At 62.6% G+C, this 21,627-nt stretch carries 20 protein-coding genes, 1 other RNA gene and 2 pseudogenes; 11 read left to right on the forward strand and 12 right to left on the reverse strand.

Annotation, left to right across the window (positions count from 1 at the left end):
- Window position 1: 1 nt before the first annotated feature.
- A complete protein-coding gene (locus CKW35_RS14470) occupies window positions 2–556 on the reverse strand; it encodes a YecA family protein (protein WP_016489744.1) in 555 nt (184 codons plus the stop codon).
- 181 nt (window positions 557–737) lie between these two features.
- On the opposite strand from CKW35_RS14470, the gene CKW35_RS14475 reads away from it, so the two are divergent.
- The 4 genes from CKW35_RS14475 to CKW35_RS14490 all read left to right on the forward strand — a co-directional run bounded on the left by CKW35_RS14475 (window position 738) and on the right by CKW35_RS14490 (window position 2,129).
- Window positions 738–920 carry a TIGR02449 family protein gene (locus CKW35_RS14475; RefSeq protein ID WP_029886233.1) on the forward strand — a complete coding sequence of 61 codons (183 nt, stop codon included), beginning with the start codon at window positions 738–740 and terminating at the stop codon, window positions 918–920.
- Window positions 917–1,237, forward strand: a complete 321-nt coding sequence (locus CKW35_RS14480) for a cell division protein ZapA (protein ID WP_016489745.1) — start codon at window positions 917–919, stop codon at window positions 1,235–1,237. Before CKW35_RS14475 ends, CKW35_RS14480 begins: the two co-directional genes overlap by 4 nt.
- 17 nt (window positions 1,238–1,254) lie before the next feature.
- Window positions 1,255–1,434: non-coding RNA, 6S RNA (gene ssrS, locus CKW35_RS14485), on the forward strand.
- An 86-nt stretch (window positions 1,435–1,520) separates the two neighbouring features.
- Window positions 1,521–2,129 (forward strand): 5-formyltetrahydrofolate cyclo-ligase, encoded by a 609-nt coding sequence (locus CKW35_RS14490; protein ID WP_024718086.1) that lies wholly within the window; start codon window positions 1,521–1,523, stop codon window positions 2,127–2,129.
- Between the two features lie 19 nt (window positions 2,130–2,148).
- On the opposite strand, the gene CKW35_RS28395 is transcribed toward CKW35_RS14490, so the two are convergent.
- Window positions 2,149–2,301, reverse strand: coding sequence for a hypothetical protein (locus CKW35_RS28395; protein WP_016489747.1), 153 nt, complete (start codon window positions 2,299–2,301; stop codon window positions 2,149–2,151).
- Window positions 2,302–2,480: 179 nt separating this feature from the next.
- Between CKW35_RS28395 and CKW35_RS14495 the strand changes: the two genes are divergently transcribed.
- The 4 genes from CKW35_RS14495 to CKW35_RS14510 all read left to right on the forward strand — a co-directional run bounded on the left by CKW35_RS14495 (window position 2,481) and on the right by CKW35_RS14510 (window position 7,816).
- Window positions 2,481–2,930 carry an EVE domain-containing protein gene (locus CKW35_RS14495; protein ID WP_016489748.1) on the forward strand — a complete coding sequence of 150 codons (450 nt, stop codon included), beginning with the start codon at window positions 2,481–2,483 and terminating at the stop codon, window positions 2,928–2,930.
- Between the two features lie 95 nt (window positions 2,931–3,025).
- Complete coding sequence (locus CKW35_RS14500; RefSeq protein ID WP_095116203.1) at window positions 3,026–3,985, forward strand: HlyD family secretion protein; 960 nt, start codon at window positions 3,026–3,028, stop codon at window positions 3,983–3,985.
- The gene (rbbA, locus tag CKW35_RS14505; protein ID WP_095116205.1) at window positions 3,982–6,702 is read left to right on the forward strand and encodes a ribosome-associated ATPase/putative transporter RbbA; all 2,721 of its coding nucleotides are present in this window, start codon (window positions 3,982–3,984) and stop codon (window positions 6,700–6,702) included. The genes CKW35_RS14500 and rbbA overlap by 4 nt, the downstream gene beginning before the upstream one ends.
- A gap of 1 nt (window position 6,703) precedes the next feature.
- On the forward strand, window positions 6,704–7,816 hold the full coding sequence (locus tag CKW35_RS14510) for an ABC transporter permease (RefSeq protein ID WP_023048875.1): 1,113 nt from the start codon (window positions 6,704–6,706) through the stop codon (window positions 7,814–7,816).
- A gap of 114 nt (window positions 7,817–7,930) precedes the next feature.
- On the opposite strand, the gene CKW35_RS14515 is transcribed toward CKW35_RS14510, so the two are convergent.
- Window positions 7,931–8,335 carry a flagellar basal body-associated protein FliL gene (locus CKW35_RS14515; RefSeq protein ID WP_016489751.1) on the reverse strand — a complete coding sequence of 135 codons (405 nt, stop codon included), beginning with the start codon at window positions 8,333–8,335 and terminating at the stop codon, window positions 7,931–7,933.
- Window positions 8,336–8,492: 157 nt separating this feature from the next.
- Here CKW35_RS14515 and CKW35_RS14520 point away from each other — a divergent pair, with 157 nt between their 5' ends.
- Window positions 8,493–9,470 (forward strand): NADPH:quinone oxidoreductase family protein, encoded by a 978-nt coding sequence (locus CKW35_RS14520; protein WP_023048874.1) that lies wholly within the window; start codon window positions 8,493–8,495, stop codon window positions 9,468–9,470.
- A gap of 33 nt (window positions 9,471–9,503) precedes the next feature.
- Here CKW35_RS14520 and CKW35_RS14525 read toward each other — a convergent pair whose 3' ends face one another.
- From CKW35_RS14525 to trxA, 7 genes and pseudogenes are all read right to left on the reverse strand, one after another.
- On the reverse strand, window positions 9,504–10,154 hold the full coding sequence (locus CKW35_RS14525) for a gamma-glutamylcyclotransferase (RefSeq protein ID WP_016489753.1): 651 nt from the start codon (window positions 10,152–10,154) through the stop codon (window positions 9,504–9,506).
- Between the two features lie 246 nt (window positions 10,155–10,400).
- Window positions 10,401–11,369: a CDP-6-deoxy-delta-3,4-glucoseen reductase gene (locus CKW35_RS14530; RefSeq protein WP_016489754.1), complete on the reverse strand. Its 969-nt coding sequence runs from the start codon at window positions 11,367–11,369 to the stop codon at window positions 10,401–10,403.
- Window positions 11,369–12,835 carry a 4-hydroxy-3-polyprenylbenzoate decarboxylase gene (gene ubiD, locus CKW35_RS14535; RefSeq protein ID WP_016489755.1) on the reverse strand — a complete coding sequence of 489 codons (1,467 nt, stop codon included), beginning with the start codon at window positions 12,833–12,835 and terminating at the stop codon, window positions 11,369–11,371. Before ubiD ends, CKW35_RS14530 begins: the two co-directional genes overlap by 1 nt.
- Before the next feature lie 123 nt (window positions 12,836–12,958).
- Complete coding sequence (locus CKW35_RS14540) at window positions 12,959–13,273, reverse strand: addiction module antidote protein (protein ID WP_016489756.1); 315 nt, start codon at window positions 13,271–13,273, stop codon at window positions 12,959–12,961.
- A pseudogene (locus CKW35_RS28875) lies at window positions 13,270–13,590 on the reverse strand (type II toxin-antitoxin system RelE/ParE family toxin). The gene CKW35_RS14540 and the pseudogene CKW35_RS28875 overlap by 4 nt, the downstream one beginning before the upstream one ends.
- Window positions 13,591–13,802: 212 nt before the next feature.
- Window positions 13,803–15,062 (reverse strand): transcription termination factor Rho, encoded by a 1,260-nt coding sequence (gene rho / locus CKW35_RS14550; RefSeq protein WP_003253661.1) that lies wholly within the window; start codon window positions 15,060–15,062, stop codon window positions 13,803–13,805.
- Between the two features lie 227 nt (window positions 15,063–15,289).
- Entirely contained in the window at window positions 15,290–15,619 is a 330-nt protein-coding gene (gene trxA / locus CKW35_RS14555) for a thioredoxin TrxA (RefSeq protein ID WP_016489757.1), read from the reverse strand.
- A gap of 254 nt (window positions 15,620–15,873) precedes the next feature.
- Between trxA and ppx the strand changes: the two genes are divergently transcribed.
- A complete protein-coding gene (gene ppx, locus CKW35_RS14560; RefSeq protein WP_016489758.1) occupies window positions 15,874–17,376 on the forward strand; it encodes an exopolyphosphatase in 1,503 nt (500 codons plus the stop codon).
- On the opposite strand, the gene ppk1 is transcribed toward ppx, so the two are convergent.
- Window positions 17,363–19,624: a polyphosphate kinase 1 gene (ppk1, locus tag CKW35_RS14565; protein ID WP_016489759.1), complete on the reverse strand. Its 2,262-nt coding sequence runs from the start codon at window positions 19,622–19,624 to the stop codon at window positions 17,363–17,365. The two genes, ppx and ppk1, sit on opposite strands and share 14 nt — an antisense overlap.
- 213 nt (window positions 19,625–19,837) lie before the next feature.
- On the opposite strand from ppk1, the gene CKW35_RS14570 reads away from it, so the two are divergent.
- Window positions 19,838–20,482, forward strand: a complete 645-nt coding sequence (locus tag CKW35_RS14570; protein WP_172455925.1) for a DedA family protein — start codon at window positions 19,838–19,840, stop codon at window positions 20,480–20,482.
- 501 nt (window positions 20,483–20,983) lie between these two features.
- Here CKW35_RS14570 and CKW35_RS28590 read toward each other — a convergent pair.
- Window positions 20,984–21,610, reverse strand: a pseudogene (locus CKW35_RS28590) (sterol desaturase family protein); the annotation flags it as partial.
- Window positions 21,611–21,627: the final 17 nt, after the last annotated feature.

The following is a 21,627-nucleotide window of genomic DNA, read 5'->3' on the forward strand; positions in this document are numbered from 1 at the left end:
ATCAGTGCAGCGATGGCTTGGGCGCGGGTGCGGCCGGCTTGGCCAGCTCCGAGAACAGCAGCAGAGGCGCCACGCGCAGGTATTCCATGACTTCCATGTAGTCGCTCTCGCCGTCTTCAGACTCTTCGAGGGCTTCCTGTACCTGGGAAATGGCCACCAGGTCCTGCAGCACATCCTTGGCTTCGTCGGACAGGTCCTTGCCCCCGGCATTCAGGCCGAAACCGGTAATGAACCCTTGGCACCACTGGCCCAGCGCGGTGGCGCGATCGCTGAGGGCGGCGTCGTCGGAAGGCAGCAGCAGGACGATGGCCATATCGTCGCTGGTCAGCTCACCCTTGACCATTTCCTGCAGGCCGATCAGGGCGTTGCGCACGGTGTCACCGGGCTCGGTTTCCAGCAACTGGGCGGCATCGGCCAGCCAGGCATCGGCATCGAAACCGGCACCGGCGCAGCTGCGGCCGATCAGCAGGCCGTGCAGTTCGGCCGGGGTGACAGGATGACCATTGCTCGAGAGCAGCATGGCGAAGGCGATGTAAGGCGATTGGGTATTGGGCATGGGCAGCTAGGCGCCAGACGGCGCAATGACTAGAATGGAGGCCTTGTATCCTAGCACCGGCAGGCGCGCCAAGACCATCGGCACTGGCCGTCGCCGCCCAGGGAGAGGCATCATCGCCAGGTGACTCAACGACGGAGCGAATCGAGTGCAACCCACGCAAGAGAACGACCTTCAGGCACTGATGAGCCGATTCGAGTTGCTGATCGAACGCGTCGAGCAACTAAAACGGCAAAATGCACTCCTAGTAGCTCAGGAAAAATCCTGGCGCGAAGAGCGCGCCCACCTCATCGAAAAGAACGAGATCGCCAAGCGCAAGGTCGAGTCGATGATCTTACGCCTCAAGGCTCTGGAGCAAGACTCATGAGTTCAAGCAATAGCGTCACCGTGCAGATCCTCGACAAAGAATACTCGATCATCTGCCCGCCGGAAGAGCGCAACAACCTGGTCAGCGCCGCGCGCTACCTGGACGGCAAGATGCGCGAGATCCGCAGCAGCGGCAAGGTGATTGGCGCCGACCGCATCGCGGTCATGGCGGCATTGAACATTACCCACGAAATGCTGCACCGCCAGGAAGACCGCACCGAAGCCCCGGCCAGCAGCACCAATCGCGAACAGGTGCGCGACCTGCTGGATCGGGTAGATAAGGCATTGTCCGACGACACGGATACCAAAATCGGTTGAGATTGGTATACTGGCGCCACTCCCTGGTGGATGCGCCAGTCGGTTATGTCCCTGAGCCGATACGCACAACCACGGGGGTTGCACGCTGGGGCCGGTGTGCATGTCCGCCCGACGGAAAGCCTTAACGCCCCCTGCAATCTCCACCTTGAACTTTCGGGTTCAAGGGCTACACCGACAGCGGTCTGACCGGGGAGCCTGAATTCTGTTGCCCGCCTCTCAAGGCGGGCGATTCGCTTTGGTCGACCTTGCAGTGTCGGCCAGCCCTCCTGGGATCGCTCGTGCCATGACCGACACCGCGCCGCTCACCCGCCCCCAGCTCCGTCGCCTGCTTCGCAATGCCCGCCGTGCCCTCACCCCTGCCCAGCAACGCCAGGCCACCCTCGGCCTGTATCGCCAGCTGGCACAGCATCCGTTGTTCCGCCGCGCCCGGCACATTGCCTTGTATCTGCCCAACGACGGCGAAATCGACCCTTGCCTGTTGATGCGCGAAGCCCAGCGTCGCGGCAAACGCACCTACCTGCCGGTGCTGCACGCCTGGCCGCGCACGCGCATGGTGTTCCAACGGTTCGAGCAGGGCGAAAAGCTCAAGCCCAATCGTTTCCGCATTCCCGAGCCGCTCACGGACCGCAGGCGCCAGCGGCCGGTCTGGGCGCTGGACCTGATCCTGCTACCGCTGGTCGGTTTTGACGAAGTGGGCGGGCGCCTGGGCATGGGGGGTGGGTTCTATGATCGCAGCCTGGCCTACCAGGCACGTCGGCAAACCTGGAAAAAACCATTGCTGCTGGGGCTGGCGCACGAATGCCAGAAGGTCGAGCGGCTGGCGCAAGCCAGTTGGGATGTACCGCTGCAAGGGACGGTCTCGGACCGTGACTGGTACCTGGCGCCGCGTTGAGCGGCGCCAGCGGAGAGCATCAACGTTGTGGCTGGCTGGCGTCAACCGGCATTTGATAGGCGCTGTCCAGCTTGCGCTCCCACAAACCCTGCGCATAACCGGTAGTGACCACACCCAGGCCAAAAATGAACACCAGAATCCACAGCAGATCCGGCTTTTTGCGTTGATTCATCGAAGATTGCCCCCCAGGCAAACTGTTCAGTGCTTGGCGATTTTCTGAGTATCGCCAGCGGATCGCGCTTTAAACGGGGCGCATTTTCCGACAACCTGCGTCCGCAAGCAAACCTTGACGCCAACCGGCTGTCGGTTTCGTGCAACAGGTTATTTCAAACCTTTTCAGGAGCAGTATCCATGGCCTACTGGCTGATGAAATCCGAGCCCGACGAACTGTCCATCGAAGGCTTGGGCCGCCTGGGCGAAGCGCGCTGGGACGGTGTGCGCAATTACCAGGCGCGGAATTTCCTGCGGGCCATGAACGTAGGTGACGAATTTTTCTTCTACCACTCCAGTTGCCCGCAACCGGGCATTGCCGGCATTGCCAGAATCATCCGCGCGGCTTATCCCGACCCCACCGCGCTGGACCCACAAAGCCACTACTACGACGCCAAGGCCACGGCCGACAAGAACCCATGGAGTGCAGTGGATGTGGCCCATGTGCAAACCCTGCCGCGGGTACTGGAACTGGGCAGGCTGAAGCAGCAGTCCGGTCTGGCCGAGTTGCCGCTAGTACAAAAGGGCAGCCGGCTGTCGGTCATGCCGGTGACCCCCGAACAATGGGCGGTAATTGTCGCGCTTCGTTGAATCCGTGGCTAAGGTCAAGGGTTTGACCGATATCAACACGCCACGCGTGGCCCCGCGCCATGATGTGGTGTGCATGAGCGCAAGGATGCAGAACGATGAACCGATACGCCCCCAGAATCTTCGCCACCGCGCTGATCGCCCTGCTCGCTGCAGCCGGAGGGCTGGGGTACTGGAAGTCGCTCCACGACCAGTTGCCCGAAGGACTGAGTATGGGCAACGGCCGCCTCGAAGCCACCGAAGTCCAGATTGCCAGTAAAGTCCCCGGTCGCCTGGCAGCAGTGCTGGTCGACGAAGGTGACAAGGTTACCCGCGGCCAGTTGCTGGCGCGCATCGACACCCGCACCATGCAAGCCCAGCGCAGCCAGGCCGAAGCCGAAGTGCTGCGCGCCCGGGAAAACTACGCCGCCGCCCAGGCCAGCGTGCAACTGCGTCAAAGCGAGCTGTTGCTGGCCAGCCAGGAGCTCAAGCGCGTGCGCGAAATTTTCCAGCGCAAATACGCGAGCCAGCAGTTACTCGACCAGCAACAGGCACGCTTTGACACTGCCAACGCCGCCGTGGTCGCCGCCCGCGCCCAACTGGCAGCGATCAAGGCTGCCATCGGTGCCGCCGAGGCCCAGGTGGCGCAGCTCACCAGCGAAATCGACGACAGCAGCCTGCGTGCGCCCATCAACGGCATTATCCAGCTGCGCCTGGCCGAGCCCGGTGAAGTGCTGGGTGCCGGCGGCCGCGTGCTGATGCTGATCGACCCCAGCGACCAGTACATGAACCTGTACCTCCCAGCGTCCACCAGCGGCCAGCTGACCGTAGGTGACCAGGCGCGCATCGTGCTGGACGCCCTGCCCGAACGTGCCTTGCCGGCCAAGGTGGCCTTTGTCGCCGCCAAGGCCCAGTTCACCCCCAAACAGGTAGAAACCCGCGACGAGCGGCAAAAGCTGGTGTTCCGGGTCAAGCTTCGCCTGACCGACCCAGGCGCCGTGCCGCAGGCCAAACCGGGCATGCCCGGCGCTGGGTTTGTGCGCACGGCTGAGGTGGACTGGCCGGCCAACCTGCAATGAACGCCCCGGCACTGCTGGCCGAGGGCATCAGCCACCGCTACGGCGACCTGGTGGCCCTGCACACCCTCGATTTCAGCCTGCCTGCAGGCACCCGCTGCGCGCTTATCGGCCCTGATGGCGCCGGTAAATCAACCTTGCTGGGGTTGATTGCAGGCGTCAAACGCCTGCAACAGGGCGAACTGCAGGTGCTGGGTGGCTCGATCCGCCAGCGGCGTCATCGGGCGGCGCTGTACCCGAAAGTGGCGTTCATGCCACAGGGGCTGGGCAACAACCTGTACCCGGAGCTGTCGATCAGCGAGAACATTCGCTTTTTCGCCACCCTGTTCGGGCTGGGCCGCCGCGAGTGCGAACAGCGCATGGCCAACCTGCTGCAGGCCACCGACCTGCAACGCTTTGCCAAGCGGCCGGCCGGCAAGCTGTCGGGTGGCATGAAGCAGAAGCTGGGGCTGTGCTGCGCGCTGATCCACGAGCCGGACCTGCTGATCCTCGACGAACCCACCACCGGCGTGGACCCGCTGTCGCGTCGGCGCTTCTGGGAGCTGGTCGAACAGGTTCGCGCACAGCGCCCGCAGCTGACCCTGCTGGTGGCTACCGCCTACATGGAAGAGGCCGAACAGTTCGAGCATTGCCTGATGCTCGATGGCGGCCACCTGCTGGCCGCAGGCCCGAGCCACGAACTGGCTGCCGTCACCCCAAGCGGCAAGCTGGACGACGCCTTCACCCACTACCAGGGCGCGGGCAAGGCGCAGCATCAACCCTTGCGCATCCCACCGCGCCCGGCCACAGACAGCCCGGTCGCCATCGAGGCCCACGACCTGACCCTGCGCTTTGGCGATTTCACTGCGGTAGACAAGGTCAGTTTCGCCATTGGCCGTGGTGAGATCTTCGGCTTTCTCGGTTCCAACGGCTGCGGCAAAACCACCACCATGAAGGTGCTCACCGGCTTGATGCCGGCCAGCGAGGGCAGCGCCAGCCTGCTGGGGCGCCCGGTGGACGCCAGTGACCTGGCCACGCGTAAGCGGGTCGGTTTCATGTCGCAGAGTTTCTCGCTTTATGGCGAGCTCAGCACCCGACAGAACCTGGCCTTGCATGCCCGCCTGTTCGACTTGCCCAAAGCCGAGAGCACCCCGCGCATCGATGAGCTGATCGCGCGCTTCGACCTCGCTGCTATCGCTGATCAACCTTCCGGCGCCCTGCCCCTTGGCCTGCGCCAGCGCCTGTCGTTGGCGGTGGCGGTGCTGCACCGCCCGGAAGTGTTGATTCTCGACGAACCAACCTCCGGCGTCGATCCCGCCGCTCGGGACGACTTCTGGCGCCTGCTGGTTGAACTATCACGCGAACAGGGCGTAACCATTTTCCTCTCAACCCATTTCATGAACGAAGCCCAGCGCTGCGACCGCATCTCGTTGATGCATGCCGGCCGGGTACTGGCCTGCGACACGCCCGATGCCCTGCAGCGCCAGTACCAGGGCGACACCCTGGAGGATGCGTTCGTGCGCTGCCTGGAGCAGGCCCAGGAGCTCGCGCCGCAAGCCGCAGATAACGCCGTGCTGGTGCAGGCAGCCACGGCCGCCCCGCCACTGCGTCAGGGCTTCAGCCTGCGCCGCCTGCTGGCGGTGGCCAGCCGTGAGGGCAAGGAGCTGCTGCGTGACAAGGTGCGCCTGGCCTTCGCCCTGCTGGGCGCGCTGTTCATGATGGTGATCTTCGGCTACGGCATTTCGCTGGATGTGGAAAACCTTGCCTTCGCCGTGCACGATCAGGACCAGAGCCCACAAAGCCGGGCCTACCTCGAAGCCTTCCGTGGCTCACGCTATTTTGCCGAACAGGCGCCGATTCGTGACAGCCGCGAGATGCATCAACGCCTGCAACGTTCGGAAATCAAACTGGCGCTGGAGATCCCGCCCGGCTTTGGCCGCGACCTGTACGCCGGGCGCCAACCGGTGGTGGCGGCCTGGCTCGACGGCGGCATGCCGTTCCGTGCAGAAACCAGCCGCAACTACGTTGAAGCCGTGCACCAGGCCAACCTTGAGCAACTGGCAAAGGCCAGCCCCCAGCCGCAGCCGCGCCAGGACCTGGTGCGCCTGGAAACGCGTTTTCGCTACAACCAGGACGTGGTCAGCGTAAATGCCATCGGCCCGGGCGTGATGGCGCTGATTTTGGCCTTTATTCCGGCCATGCTCACCGCGCTGGGCATTGTCCGCGAAAAAGAACTCGGCTCCATCACCAACTTCTACGCCACACCCCTCACCCGCCTGGAGTTCCTGCTTGGCAAGCAGGTGCCTTACCTGGCCGTGAGCCTGGTCAACCTGGCGCTGTTGGTGGCAATGAACCGCTGGCTGTTCGCCGTGCCGCTCAAAGGCAGTGTGCTGGCCCTGGCCTGTGGTGGCGTGGCCTACCTGCTGGCCACCACCAGCCTGGGCCTGCTGATCTCGGCCTTCACCCGCACCCAGATCGCAGCCATCCTGGGCACCATGATCATCACCAGCCTGCCGACCATCCAGTTTTCCGGGCTGATCGTGCCGCGCTCGTCACTGGACGGCGCAGCGGCGGTGATGGGTCAGCTGTTCCCGGCGGGCTACTTTCTCGATATCGCGGTCGGCACCTTCACCAAGGCGCTGGGGCTGCGCGAGCTATGGCCGCAGTGCCTGATCCTGCTGGGCTTCTTCGCGGTGTTTACCGGCCTGAGCCTGGCCATGCTGAAGAAGCAGGAGGCCTGACATGTCGCGCCTGAACCACACCCTGCGCCTGGGCCTGAAAGAACTGACCAGCCTGCGCCATGACAGCGTACTGCTGCTGTTCCTGCTGTATGCCTTTAGCGTGGCGATCTACATGCCGGCGGCCGGCTCGGTGATTGGCGTACACAACGCCAGCGTAGCGGTCGTCGACGAAGACCACAGCCAGCTGTCGCGCAAGCTGGCCGAAGCCCTGCAACCGCCCGAGTTCCAGCCCGCCGTACCGCTGCCCGCAGAACGCCTGGACCAGGCCATGGACAGCGGCGAGTACACCTTCGTGATCAATGTACCGGTGAACTTCCAGAGCGATCTGCTGGCCGGGCGCTCGCCGGAGCTGCAGATCAACGTCGACGCCACGGCCATGAGCCAGGCATTCATGGGCGCCGGCTACATCGGGCGCATCTTCGAGCGTGAACTGCTCGACTACACCCAGCGTGGCAACGTGCAAAGCCCGGTGCTGATCAACCCCAAGGCGCTGTTCAACCCCAACCTTGAGGGGGGCTGGTTCCTGGCGGTGATCCAGATCGTCAACAACATCACCATCCTGGCGATCATCCTCACTGGCACCGCACTGCTGCGCGAGCGTGAACATGGCACCCTCGACCACCTGCTGGTGCTGCCGCTCACCGCACTGGAAATCATGCTGGCGAAGATCGGCAGCAACGCGCTGGTGGTGGTGATCTGCACGTGGGTTTCGCTGGTGGTGGTGGTGAAAGGCGCACTGGGCGTGCCACTGTCCGGCTCGATGGGGCTGTTCCTGGCCGTGACTACGCTTTACCTGTTTGCCAGTACCGCGCTGGGCATCTTCCTGGCCACCCTGGCACGCTCGACGCCGCAGTTCGGCCTGCTGGCGATCCCGGTGATCATCCCGATGCTGTTGTTGTCTGGCGGCAGCACACCCCTGGACAGCATGCCGCAGTGGTTGCAATGGGTGATGCAGGGGTCGCCGTCGACGCACTTCGTCAGCCTGGGTACCGCGATCCTGTTCCGGGATGCCGGGTGGACAGTCGTGTGGCCGGATATCCTGGCGCTGGCGCTGATAGGCCTGGTGTTTTTCAGCGTCGCCCTGGCGCGGTTTCGCCGTAGCCTGGCCTCATGACACCTCAGGATCTATGGTCGGCAACTGTGGGAGCGGGCAAGCCCGCGAACACCGGCGAAGCCGGTGCCATTCACCGCGCCGCCTGCTTCGCGGGCTCGCCCGCTCCCACATTGATCACTGCACGATCAGGTTGTTGAACAGCAGGTCTTCGACGATCGGCTTGCCTTCTTCCGCTTCCAGCACCTGCTGCACCTGCTTCAGCGCCTCCTGGCGAAGGTGTTCCTTGGCCTCGACATTGCTCATGTTGTCCACGGTCTGCTGAGTGAACAGTGCCACCAGCTGGTTGCGGATCAGCGGTTCGTGGTGCTTTACCGCCTTGGCCGCTTCGTCGCCGGTCACGCGCAGGGCCACATCGGCCTTGTACACGCGCAGCCGTGGGCCGCCATCAAGGGCATAGTTGCCCACAAAGGGTGGGCTCAGGCTGATGTAGGCAACCTTTGGCGCCCCTTCCTTGGCTTCTTCGGCCATGGCCGCAGCCGGCAACAGCAGCGCCAGCACCATCAAGATCCACGCTTTCACGAATTCGCTCCTCAATACAGTTGGCGCCAGCTTACCCAGCACGCCGCTCAAACCCAAGCCCGGGCTTATGCCGGCTCATCAGGGCGGGCCATGCTCGTTGACCCGGCAAGCGGCCCTCCTACACTTATCGGCCACTACCCGCAAAGGAATAGCCCCGATGAAAGCTGTGTTGTGCAAAACCCTGGGTCCGGCGCGCGATCTGGTACTGGAAGACGTGGCCAGCCCGCTGCCGAAGAAAACCGAGATCCTGCTGGATGTGCAGGCCGCCGGTGTCAACTTTCCCGACACCCTGATCATCGAGGGCAAATACCAATTTCAGCCACCGCTACCGTTTTCCCCCGGCGGCGAAGCTGCGGGCGTGGTGGCAGCAGTGGGCGAAAAAGCCGGCGCGTTCAAGGTCGGCGACCGGGTCATGGCACTCACCGGCTGGGGTTCGTTCGCCGAGCAGGTGGCAGTGCCGTTCTACAACGTGCTGCCGATCCCGGCGAGCATGGACTTCACCACCGCTGCGGCGTTTGGCATGACTTATGGCACCTCGATGCACGCCCTGCGCCAGCGCGGCCAACTGCAAGCAGGCGAGACGCTGCTGGTACTGGGCGCATCCGGCGGGGTCGGTCTGGCGGCGGTGGAAATCGGCAAGGCCATGGGTGCGCGGGTGATCGCGGCGGCCAGCAGTGCCGAAAAATTGGCCGTGGCCAAGGCTGCCGGGGCAGATGAACTGATCGATTACAGCCAGGCCAGCCTGCGCGAGGAAATCAAGCGCCTGACCGGCGGCCAGGGTGTGGACGTGATCTACGACCCGGTCGGCGGCGAGCTGTTCGAACAGGCAGTGCGCGGGCTGGCATGGAATGGCCGGCTGCTGGTGGTGGGGTTTGCCAGCGGCAGCATTCCACAACTGGCGACCAACCTGGTGCTGCTCAAAGGCGCGGCGGTGCTGGGGGTGTTCTGGGGCGCGTTCGCACAGCGCCAGCCCGAGGATAATGCGGCCAATTTCAAGCAGCTGTTTGCCTGGCATGCCGAAGGTAAGTTGAAGCCGCTGGTGTCGCAGACTTATCCACTGGCCGAGGCTGGGGCTGCCATCGAGAAACTGGGGCAGCGGCAGGCTGTGGGTAAGTTGGTGGTGCTGATGCATTGATTTTTTCTGGGGCCGCACAGCGGCCCCAAAAATTCAAACTTCACGCAGGTTATGGCAACGCCTGAACCGCGCCTCCAGGTTGCGATCAGGCATCTGGTGGCTGCGCAATGCGTTCAAGGTCTGCTCGACATAGTCGCGGGTGGTGCCATAACGCCCTTTGGCACTGGCCAGGATCTGGCTGAGCAAGGTGTCCGGCAGGTTGCCGGCATAGCACGGCAAATGCCGTTCCAGCACAAAGCCCAAGGCCTGCACCTTGCTGCCGTCGCCCAGCCGGCAATTGAGCCAGTGCGGCCGATAGGCCGGATACGGCATCTCGCGTTGCCACAGGGCCATCAGCGAATCGTCCAGGTTGCTCTCATCCAGCCGGTAGGCAAAACCGCTGCAGGAACCACCGCGGTCCAGGCCAAACACCAGGCCGGGGGTTTCCGGTGTACCGCGATGTTCGTGCGACCACAGGTACAAGCCACGGTGATAGCCATGCACCCGTGCACGCTGGCGCTCCACGGAATTGCACTCCGGGCGCCAGATCAGCGAACCATAGGCAAACAGCCACACCGGCCCGCCCTGATGCCGAGACATGGTCGTCTTCATGGAGTTGAACAACTGGTCGCGAGTATGTTGCTGACCGAAGTCGAGTGCCGGAGGATACGAAACTTGCCAAGACATACTTTCAAGTGCCGACATAAGCTGCCGCCATTTATCCCTGTGAACTACGGATGTAGCGAGGTGCGATCAAGGTGCGGCCCCAAGCCTTGTGCCAAGGGCCTTGCACTAACCATAGGACAGAAATAGAGGAATACTCAAGCCCTTGAGCAAGACTTTAATGCGCGGTTCCGACGACTGGGTAAGTACTGTTTCGGCAACGGTGAAAGTTATTGGCCAAGGCGGTAACAATTACCGCCTTATACCCACTTGTTCCAACTTCGGTTATTAACCGCGTGGCGCGTAGGCAAACACATCCGCACGCATGCGATGTGCATCCATGCCGGCGTCGACCAGGGCGTCGAGGGTGGCGTAGATCATGTTCGGTGAGCCGCTCGCATACACATGCACGGTGTTGAGGTCGGCGATGTCCTCGCAGACCGCCTCATGCAACATGCCGCAGCGCCCCTCCCAACCGCACAGGTCACTGACGACCTGGTGCAGGAACAGGTTGGGCAAGCGCTGCCATTCGTCCCAGTGCTCGATCTGGTAGAAGTCTTCGGGCCGGCGCACCCCCCAGTACAGGTGTACCGGGTGCTTGAAACCGTTGGCTCGGCAGTGCTCGAGCAGGCTGTGCATCTGGCCCATGCCGGTGCCGGCGGCAATCAAGACCAACGGGCCGTCGGGCAGCTCAGCCAGGTGGGTGTCGCCAAACGGCATTTCGATGCGCGCCAGCCCGTCACGCCTGAGCTGCTCGATCAGTTGCAATGCGCTGGGTTCCCGCGCCAGCACGTGCAGCTCCAGCTCACGGCCGGCGTGAGGTGCTGAGGCCAGCGAGAACGCGGCAGGCTTGCCGCCCTCGCGCTCGATCATCAGGTACTGCCCGGCGTGGTAACGCAAGGGCTTGCCAGCAGGCGCACGCAGGCGCACCCGCCAGACATCGCCACCCACCTCGACGCATTCAGTGACGCTGCACGCCAGCTTGCGCACCGGCAGCTCGCCCAAAGCGAGCACACCATCCCAGAGCAACACACAGTCCTCCAGCGGCTCGGCAATACAGGTAAACAGCTCGCCATGGTCACGGACTTCGCCGCCCTGGCGTACCCGCCCTTCGACCAACAACGCGGCGCAGACATGGCAATTGCCATTGCGGCAGCTATTCGGGCAGTCATAGCCCAACCGCCGCGCTCCATCCAGGATCCGTTCCCCGGGTTCCAGCGCCAGCACCGCCCCGGACGGCTGCAACGTTACCTGCATCAATCTATTCCCAACTGATCCCACAGCTCATCGATACGGCGGGTGACGGCTTCGTCCTTGACGATGACCCGTCCCCATTCGCGTGTAGTCTCGCCCGGCCACTTGTGCGTGGCATCCAGGCCCATCTTCGACCCCAGCCCCGATACCGGCGACGCGAAGTCCAGGTAGTCGATCGGCGTGTTGTCGATCATCACCGTATCACGCTTGGGGTCCATGCGCGTGGTGATGGCCCAGATCACATCGTTCCAGTCACGGGCGTTGATATCGTCATCGGTGACAATAACGAACTTGGTGTACATGAACTGTCGCAGGAACGACCATACACCCAGCATCACGCGCTTTGCGTGACCTGGGTACTGCTTCTTCATGGTCACCACCGCCATGCGGTACGAGCAGCCTTCAGGCGGCAGGTAGAAGTCGGTGATTTCCGGGAACTGCTTCTGCAAGATCGGCACGAACACTTCGTTCAGCGCCACACCGAGAATGGCAGGCTCATCAGGCGGGCGCCCGGTGTAGGTGCTGTGGTAGATCGGCTTCTGCCGGTGGGTGATGCGCTCGACGGTGAACACCGGGAAGCTGTCCACCTCGTTGTAGTAGCCCGTGTGGTCGCCGTACGGGCCTTCCGGTGCCATTTCGCCCGGGTGGATCACCCCTTCCAGGATGATCTCGGCGGTGGCCGGTACTTGCAGGTTGCTGCCACGGCACTTGACCAGCTCGGTGCGGTTGCCGCGCAGCAGGCCGGCGAAGGCATACTCGGAGAGGGTGTCCGGCACCGGGGTCACGGCACCCAGGATGGTCGCCGGGTCAGCCCCCAGGGCCACGGCAACCGGGAACGGCTGGCCGGGGTTTTTCTCGCACCACTCACGGTAATCGAGGGCACCACCACGGTGGCTGAGCCAGCGCATGATGACCTTGTTGCGGCCGATGACCTGCTGGCGGTAGATGCCCAGGTTCTGGCGGTCCTTGTTCGGGCCACGGGTAACGGTAAGGCCCCAGGTGATCAGCGGCGCCACGTCGCCTGGCCAGCAGTGCTGGATCGGCAGTGCGCCGAGGTCGACATCGTCACCCTCGACCACCACTTCCTGGCACACCGCGTCCTTGACCACTTTCGGCGCCATCGACACGACTTTCTTGAAGATCGGCAGCTTCGACCAGGCGTCCTTCAGGCCCTTGGGGGGCTCGGGCTCCTTGAGGAAGGCCAGCAGCTTGCCGATTTCGCGCAGTTCATCGACCGACTCGGCGCCCATGCCCATGGCCACGCGCTCAGGGGTGCCGAACAGGTTGCCCAGCACCGGGATGTCGAAGCCGGTGGGCTTTTCGAACAGCAATGCCGGGCCCTTCGCACGCAGGGTGCGGTCGCAGACCTCGGTCATTTCCAGGACGGGGGAGATCGGAACCTGGATGCGCTTGAGCTCGCCGCGCTGTTCCAGGCCACGGATGAAGTCGCGCAAGTCGCGATACTGCATGCAAAAGCCTCGTGTTGGCCGTATCGGTCGGGGTGCAGAGTGTAGCGCCGTTCGGGCATTGTTTGGGGGCAAAAATGCATTGGTGGCCGCTTCACGCCTTGGTCGGGACGCTTACCTTGCGCCTCACCGATTATGCGATACAACCTTTGACAACCCGATTCCAAGGGCCTGCAGCACCTTCAATACAGTCGATAATCTTGGGTCCCCATCAGCAGCCAATGCTCGATAGAGGTTTGGACGCGCAAGCCCCGTGGCCTGGGACAGATTACCCATCCCACCACGCGCTTCCGCTACGCGTCGAACCGCCGTCAGAAAACCTGCGGCGCCACCAGGCTCATCTATTTCTTCAAGCGCAACGGCAAGATAATCGATGGCGAAAGACTCATCCTTGCGGAGCATTTCGAGAACACTTTCTTCATGCGAGCGTGTGCCGGTCATAGCGCTACCTTGTGCCTCTGCCACAGAGATTTGGCTTGATCAATATCCGCCTGCTGCCGGTCTTTCGTGCCACCTCCGAGCAGGAAAATGATCTTCCGCCCGGAGATGGCGTAATAGACGCGCTAGCCTGGCCCGAAGTCCAGTTTCATCTCGAACACGCCATCACCCACTGGCTCGGTCACGCCAAAATGGCCCTGCGCCGCCCGGTCGACCCTTGTAGTGATTCGCGCCTTCACCCTTGTGTCACGAATGGTGTTCAGCCATGCCTGGTAAACATCCACATCATTAGCGGATATAACGTGATGAACTGCGTACATCCAAGTGTACCTTATAAGAGACATCCATGTGACGATTCATCAACCAGCCCGGCTTCGCTGGTCTTCGGGAGGCAGGAGGCAAATGCCTGATCAGGCAGGCCCCCACGCCACAAGCAGCATGTTGGCCTTCGTTCGGCGTGCTGGCGAACGGTCTTTTGTGACAAACAGCAAAAAGCCGGGTTTCCCCGGCTTTTGCGTGATGCCTGCGAAGCTTACTTGCGCTTCATCGACAAGAAGAACTCGTCGTTGGTCTTGGTCTGCTTGAGCTTGTCGACCAGGAACTCGATGGCGGCGATTTCGTCCATCGGGTGCAGCAGCTTGCGCAAGATCCACATGCGCTGCAGTTCGTCGTCGGCGGTCAGCAGCTCTTCGCGGCGGGTACCGGAACGGTTGATGTTGATGGCCGGGAACACGCGCTTCTCAGCGATGCGGCGGTCCAGTGGCAGCTCCATGTTGCCGGTGCCCTTGAACTCTTCGTAGATCACTTCGTCCATCTTCGAGCCGGTTTCGACCAGCGCGGTGGCGATGATGGTCAGCGAACCGCCCTCTTCGATGTTACGCGCGGCGCCGAAGAAACGCTTTGGCTTCTCCAGGGCATGGGCGTCAACACCACCGGTCAGCACCTTGCCGGAGCTCGGGATCACGGTGTTGTAGGCACGCGCCAGGCGGGTGATGGAGTCCAGCAGGATGACCACGTCCTTCTTGTGCTCGACCAGGCGCTTGGCCTTCTCGATCACCATTTCGGCAACCTGCACGTGGCGGGTTGGCGGCTCGTCGAAGGTGGAGGCAACCACTTCGCCGCGCACGGTGCGCTGCATTTCGGTTACTTCTTCCGGGCGCTCGTCGATCAGCAGGACGATCAGGTGGCACTCGGGGTTGTTACGGGTGATGTTGGCCGCGATGTTCTGCAGCATGATGGTCTTGCCCGCTTTTGGCGGGGCGACGATCAGGCCACGCTGGCCTTTGCCGATCGGGGCGCACAGGTCGATGACGCGACCGGTCAAGTCCTCGGTGGAGCCGTTACCAGCTTCCATCTTCAGGCGCTTGTTCGGGAACAGCGGCGTCAGGTTTTCGAACAGGATCTTGTTCTTCGCGTTTTCCGGACGGTCGAAGTTGATGGTATCAACCTTCAGCAGAGCGAAGTAACGCTCCCCTTCCTTTGGCGGGCGGATCTTGCCGACGATGGTGTCGCCGGTACGCAGGTTGAAACGGCGGATCTGGCTGGGCGAGACGTAGATATCGTCCGGGCCGGCCAGGTAGGACGCATCAGCCGAGCGCAGGAAACCGAAACCATCCTGGAGAATCTCCAGCACGCCGTCACCCGAAATCTCTTCGCCGCTCTTCGCATGCTTCTTCAGCAGGGCGAAAATCACGTCCTGTTTGCGCGAACGGGCCATGTTCTCGATGCCCATCTGTTCGGCCATTTCCAAAAGATCGGTAATCGGCTTTTGCTTGAGTTCAGTCAGGTTCATAAGGGGAGTGACGTAATCATGTAAGAAGGGAGAATTAAGCTTCTGGCTTAATGAGGCCGCGCCGCTAGATGGCGACAGGATCGCGTACTGATTCGAATTAGGGATGCTTCGGCGACGGCATGTAGAGGGCACTGAAAAAGCAGTGCGAGGCCGAATGTAACACTTGCTTTTTTCTGCGTCTAGTGCTCTGAAAAAGAAAAACCCCGCAATTGCGGGGCTTTTTCACATCACAGGTGGGCGTCGAGGAACGCGGCCAGCTGCGACTTGGACAGAGCGCCCACCTTGGTGGCTTCGACGTTGCCGTTCTTGAACAGCATCAGCGTCGGGATACCACGCACGCCGTGCTTGGCCGGGGTTTCCTGGTTTTCGTCGATGTTCAGCTTGGCGACGGTCAGCTTGCCATCGTAGGTGGTAGCGATGTCGTCCAGGACTGGCGCGATCATCTTGCATGGGCCGCACCATTCAGCCCAGTAGTCGACCAGCACCGGGCCTTGGGCTTTCAGGACTTCGGCCTCGAAGGTGGCGTCGGTGACATGTTTGATCAGATCGCTGCTCATGGATATCTCCAGGGTCGTAAGCAAAAAAACGTTGCCCATCATAGCCGCACCCGCCGCCTACAGGAAGCCGCGGACGATTGAGTGTAACTATAGTTGTGCAAGACGCCGCGAATCGAAACTGTCATACAGCCGTCATAGAATCGAATGGCACATTGCCTTGCATCAAGGCCAGCACATCGGCTGCGTGTCACGCGTTGGCGACAGCCTGCTATCGTGGCACGATTGCCGGGTTAACGACCGAGAACAACCAGATCATGCCGCATACCATCGCGAAGAACCTGTCCCTGATCGCCGCCATCGACCTTGGCTCCAACAGTTTTCACATGGTCGTGGCCAAGGCCCACCATACAGAAATCCGCATTCTCGAGCGGCTCGGCGAGAAGGTTCAGCTTGCCGCCGGCATCGACGAAGAGCGCAAGCTCAGTGAAGAGGCAATGGAACGAGGCCTGGATTGCCTCAAGCGCTTTTCCCAGCTGATCAACGGCATGCCGGCAGGCTCCGTGCGTATCGTCGGTACCAACGCCTTGCGCGAAGCGCGCAACCGTAACGAGTTCATCCAGCGTGCCGAAGCCATCCTCGGCCACCCGGTGGAGGTGATCTCCGGCCGTGAAGAGGCGCGCCTCATTTACCTGGGCGTGTCGCACACCCTGGCCGACACACCCGGCAAGCGCCTGGTGGCGGACATCGGCGGCGGCAGTACCGAGTTCATCATCGGCCAGCGCTTCGAGCCGCTGCTGCGCGAAAGCCTGCAAATGGGCTGCGTCAGCTTCACCCAGCGCTACTTCCGTGACGGCAAGATCACCCCGGCCCGCTACGCCCAGGCCTACACCGCCGCGCGCCTGGAACTGATGAGCATCGAGCATGCCCTGCATCGCCTGACCTGGGACGAGGCCATTGGCTCGTCCGGCACCATCCGCGCCATCGGCGCCGCCATCAAGGCCGGCGGCTTGGGCAATGGCGAGGTCAACGCCGAGGGCCTGGCCTGGGTCAAGCGCAAGCTGTTCAAGCTGGGCGAAGTCGACAAGATCGACTTCGACGGCATCAAGCCGGACCGGCGCACCATCTTCCCGGCGGGCATGGCCATTCTCGAAGCGATCTTCGACGCGCTGGAACTGCAGCGCATGGACCACTGTGACGGCGCCCTGCGTGAAGGCGTGCTGTTCGACCTGCTTGGCCGCCACCACCACGAAGACGTACGTGAGCGCACCCTCAATTCGCTGATGGAGCGTTACCACGTGGACCAGGGCCAGGCTGCACGCGTGGAACGCAAGGCACTGCATGCCTTCGACCAAGTGGCCGACGCCTGGGAGCTGAAAGATGGAAACTGGCGCGATCTGCTGGGTTGGGCGGCGAAAGTGCACGAAGTCGGCCTCGATATCGCCCATTACCACTACCACAAGCACGGCGCCTACCTGATCGAGCACTCCGACCTGTCGGGCTTCTCTCGCGAAGACCAGCAGATGATGGCCCTGCTGGTGCGCGGCCATCGCCGCAACATCCCCAAGGACAAGTTCGCCGAGCTGGGTGAAGAGGGTATCAAGCTGCTGCGCCTGTGCGTGCTGCTGCGCTTCGCCATTCTGTTCCACCATATCCGGGGCAACCAGCAGATGCCGAAGGTGGTACTGAACGGTGGGGACAACAGCCTGGATGTCGCCTTCCCTGAGGGCTGGCTGGAGCAGAACCAGCTGACCCAGGCCGACTTCGCCAACGAGGCGGAGTGGCTGGCCCGGGTCGGCTTCGTCCTCAGCGTACGTTGAGGACCGGGTTGCTCAGGCGCTCCAGCAGGGTCGCCTGGGCACTGCGCGGGTTCTGGTTGCCGGTCGGGGTGCTGCGCACGTAGCGCCCGTCTGGCTGCAAGGTCCAGGCGTGGGTGTTGTCGGTCAGGTAGCTTTCCAGCTCCTTCTTCACCCGCAGCAACAACTTCTTGCCTTCCACCGGGAAGCAGGTCTCGACGCGCTTGTCGAGGTTGCGCTCCATCCAGTCGGCACTGGACAGATAAATCTGCTCCTCGCCGCCGTTGAGGAAGTAGAACACCCGCGTGTGCTCAAGAAAGCGGCCAATGATCGAGCGCACCTGGATATTGTGTGAAACCCCGGGAATACCTGGGCGCAGGCAGCACATGCCACGCACCACCAGGTCGATTTTCACACCCGATTGGCTGGCCTTGTACAGCGCCTTGATGACCTTGGCGTCGGTCAGCGAGTTGAACTTGGCAATGATGTGCGCCGGCTTGCCTTCGAGGGCGAACTGGGTTTCCCGCGCGATCATGTCGAGCATGCCCTTCTTCAGGGTGAACGGCGCGTGCAGCAGCTTTTTCATGCGCAGCGTCTTGCCCATCCCGATCAGCTGGCTGAACAGCTTGCCCACGTCCTCGGTAAGGGCGTCGTCAGAGGTCAGCAGGCTGTAGTCGGTGTACAGGCGGGCGTTGCCGGCGTGGTAGTTGCCAGTGCCCAGGTGGGCATAACGCACGATTTCGCCCTGCTCGCGGCGCAGGATCAACATCATCTTGGCGTGGGTCTTGAAGCCGACCACGCCGTAGATCACCACCGCACCGGCCGCTTGCAGGCGGCTGGCCATCTGCAGGTTGGACTCTTCGTCGAAGCGCGCGCGCAATTCGATCACCGCAGTGACCTCCTTGCCGTTACGCGCCGCGTCCACCAGGGCATCGACAATTTCCGAGTTGGCCCCGGAACGGTACAACGTCTGGCGCACGGCAAGCACATGCGGGTCCTTGGCGGCCTGGCGCAGCAGGTCGACCACCGGGGTGAAGGACTCGAACGGGTGCATCAGCAGGATGTCCTGCTTGCTGATCACGCTGAAAATGTTGTCGGCGTTCACCAGCAGCTTGGGGATCGCCGGGGTGAACGGCGTGTACTGAAGCTCCGGGTGGCTGTCCAGGCCGGTAATGCTGAACAGGCGGGTAAGGTTGACCGGGCCATTGACCTGGTACAGCTCGCTTTCGCTGAGGCTGAACTGTTTGAGCAGGTAGTCCGACAGGTGTTTCGGGCAGGTGTCGGCTACCTCCAGGCGTACGGCATCGCCGTAACGGCGCGAGAACAGCTCGCCGCGCAGGGCGCGGGCCAGGTCGTCGACTTCTTCGGAGTCCAGCGCCAGGTCAGCGTTACGGGTCAGGCGGAACTGGTAGCAGCCCTTGACCTTCATGCCCTGGAACAGGTCGTCGGCGTGCGCGTGAATCATTGACGACAGGAACACGTAGTTGGCACCCGGGCCGCCCACTTCTTCAGGCACCCGAATGACCCGCGGCAGCAGGCGTGGAGCCGGGATGATCGCCAAGCCCGAGTCGCGGCCGAAGGCATCGACCCCCTCCAGCTCGACGATGAAGTTGAGGCTCTTGTTCACCAGCAGCGGGAACGGGTGGGTCGGGTCCAGGCCGATCGGGGTGATGATCGGGGCGATTTCGTCGCGGAAATAGCGGCGCACCCAGGTCTTGAGTTTGGGCGTCCAGTAACGGCGGCGAATAAAGCGGATGTGGTGCTTTTCCAGCTCCGGCAGCAGCACGTCGTTGAGGATCGCGTACTGGCGCTCTACCTCGAAGTGCACCAGCTCGCTGATGCGCGCCAACGCCTGGTGCGGCTGCAGGCCGTCGGCACCGGCCTGTTCACGGGCGAAATTGATCTGCTTCTTCAGGCCGGCGACGCGGATCTCGAAGAACTCGTCGAGGTTGCTGGAGAAAATCAACAGGAACTTGAGGCGTTCGAGCAGTGGGTAGCTCTCGTCCAGGGCTTGTTCCAGCACCCGGATGTTGAACTGCAGCTGCGAGAGTTCACGATGAATGTACAGGCTGCTGTCGTCCAGGCCAGGGACGGCAATTGCCGGGGCCGGCACGGGCGCGGCTACCGCAGCCACAGGCTCGGCCACCTGCTCCTCTACGGGCTCGGGCTCGGGCTCGGCCGCCGGCGGCAGGTCTGGCGGGGTCTGCACCATCTCTTCTGGGAGCTCCTGGGCATCCTTCATCGCGACAGGGGTGAGCACTTCATTATTCATCTGGCGTTCCTGAGGACGTTAACGCCCTATCATCAATTGAGCGGCAAGATAAGCGCCCATTATGACGCCTGTGTGACACACCAGGGCAAGCCATGGCGCGTGGGCTCTGGCATTGTCTGTGTAGGAATTGTTCACGTCGAGACACATTTGGACACTTTCACGAATGCGCGCGAAGGGGTAGGCTGCGCGTTCATTTCGCCAGCACCTCAGAAAATGCTTCAACAATTCCTGCAGGATTTCGGCTATTTTGCCCTTTTTCTAGGCACCTTCTTCGAAGGCGAGACCATCTTGGTGCTTGCGGGTTTCCTTGCATTCCGTGGGTACATGGACATCAAGCTGGTGTGCCTGGTGGCGTTCCTGGGCAGCTATGCCGGCGATCAGCTGTGGTACTTCATGGGCCGTCGCCATGGGCGCAGGATCCTGGCACGCAAACCGCGCTGGGAAGCCATGGGTGCCCGGGCGCTGGACCACATCCGCCGTCACCCCGACATCTGGGTGCTGAGCTTCCGCTTCGTTTATGGCCTGCGCACGGTCATGCCGGTGGCCATTGGCCTGTCGGGCTACCCGCCGCGCCGCTACCTGCTGCTCAATGGTATTGGCGCGGCCGTCTGGGCAATTGCCTTGGGCGCGGCCGCGTACCACTTCGGTGCCATCCTCGAAGGCCTGCTGGGCAACGTGAAGCGTTACGAGCTATGGGTGCTCGGTGGCCTGCTGGGTCTGGGTGCCTTGTTGTGGTTGCGCCGGCGCTTCCGCGCTTTGCGCGCGGAGCGCAAGGCGGCAGACCAGGCCCAGGCCCCAGAGGCTGAACAGGCTGTAGACCACGAGCAACCACCAGAGCAGCGGCGCGACCACCGCTAGCCCCAGTGCGCCGGCCAGGTACAGCGCCGGCGCATTCGCCACCAGCCGCGCCAGCTCCAGGCGCGCAGCCCAGGGCCGGTTCTCCAGCAACGCGCCCAGCACGAACAGACCAAATGCCATCAGCGACCAGCCAAGCACCAGCGCCGCGACCGGCACGCGCTCGGCCACATCCATCAGGTAGCTGCCCAAGGCCACATAAACCGCGAACTGCATGGCCACGTAGGCTTGTTGCGGTCGAGCCAAGGTAATCTCAAACTTGCGAAACACCGTCAGGTCCTGTTTGGCCTGCGGGAAGCGTGCGGCCACATCGACCGGGCGCCAGCCAGTGGGCATGAACCAGATGCGCAGCTTGTCCCACAGGCTGGCGGTGTGCCGGGCGTCATGCCAGAGCTGGGCATAGAACTGCAGATTAGCCCACAGCGGGTTCCAGCTGGCCAGTGGCGTGGTTACCCCGAACACCACCGGCTCGGCCGGGTCTTCCTCTTTGAAGGTGCCAAACAGACGGTCCCAGAGAATGAACACGCCGCCATAATTGCGATCCAAGTAAACAGGATTTTGCGCATGGTGGACGCGATGGTTGGATGGCGTGATCAACACCCACTCAAGCCAGCCAAGCTTGGGAATGTGCCGGGTATGCACCCAGAACTGGTACAGCAGGTTGAGCGATGCCACGGTAATGAACACCAGTGGCGGCACGCCCAGCAGCGCCATCGGCAGGTAGAAGACCCACGAGAAGATGAACCCGCTACTGGTCTGGCGCAGCGCGGTGGTGAGGTTGTATTCCTCGCTCTGGTGATGCACCGAATGCGCAGCCCACAGCACGTTGCGTTCATGGCCCAGACGGTGCAACCAGTAGTAGCAGAAGTCGTACAGGACGAAGGCCAGCAGCCATACCCACCAGGCTTCGGCCGGCAGGCGCAACAGCGCCAAATGCTCGAACGCCAGGGCATAGGTCACCAGCCCTGCGCCTTTGGTCAGCAACCCGGTGCTGGTCGACAGCGCGCCGGTGCTCAGGCTGTTGATCGAGTCGGCCAGGGTAAAGTTGCGTTGTCCACGCACGCGGTCGACCACCAGCTCCACGGCGATCAGCACGAAGAAGAACGGCACGGCCAGCAGTATCAGGTCCATGGGTACGGCCTCAGGCG

This window comes from Pseudomonas sp. Irchel 3F3, from assembly GCF_900187545.1.
GTDB classification, from domain to species: Bacteria; Pseudomonadota; Gammaproteobacteria; order Pseudomonadales; family Pseudomonadaceae; genus Aquipseudomonas; species Aquipseudomonas fortuita.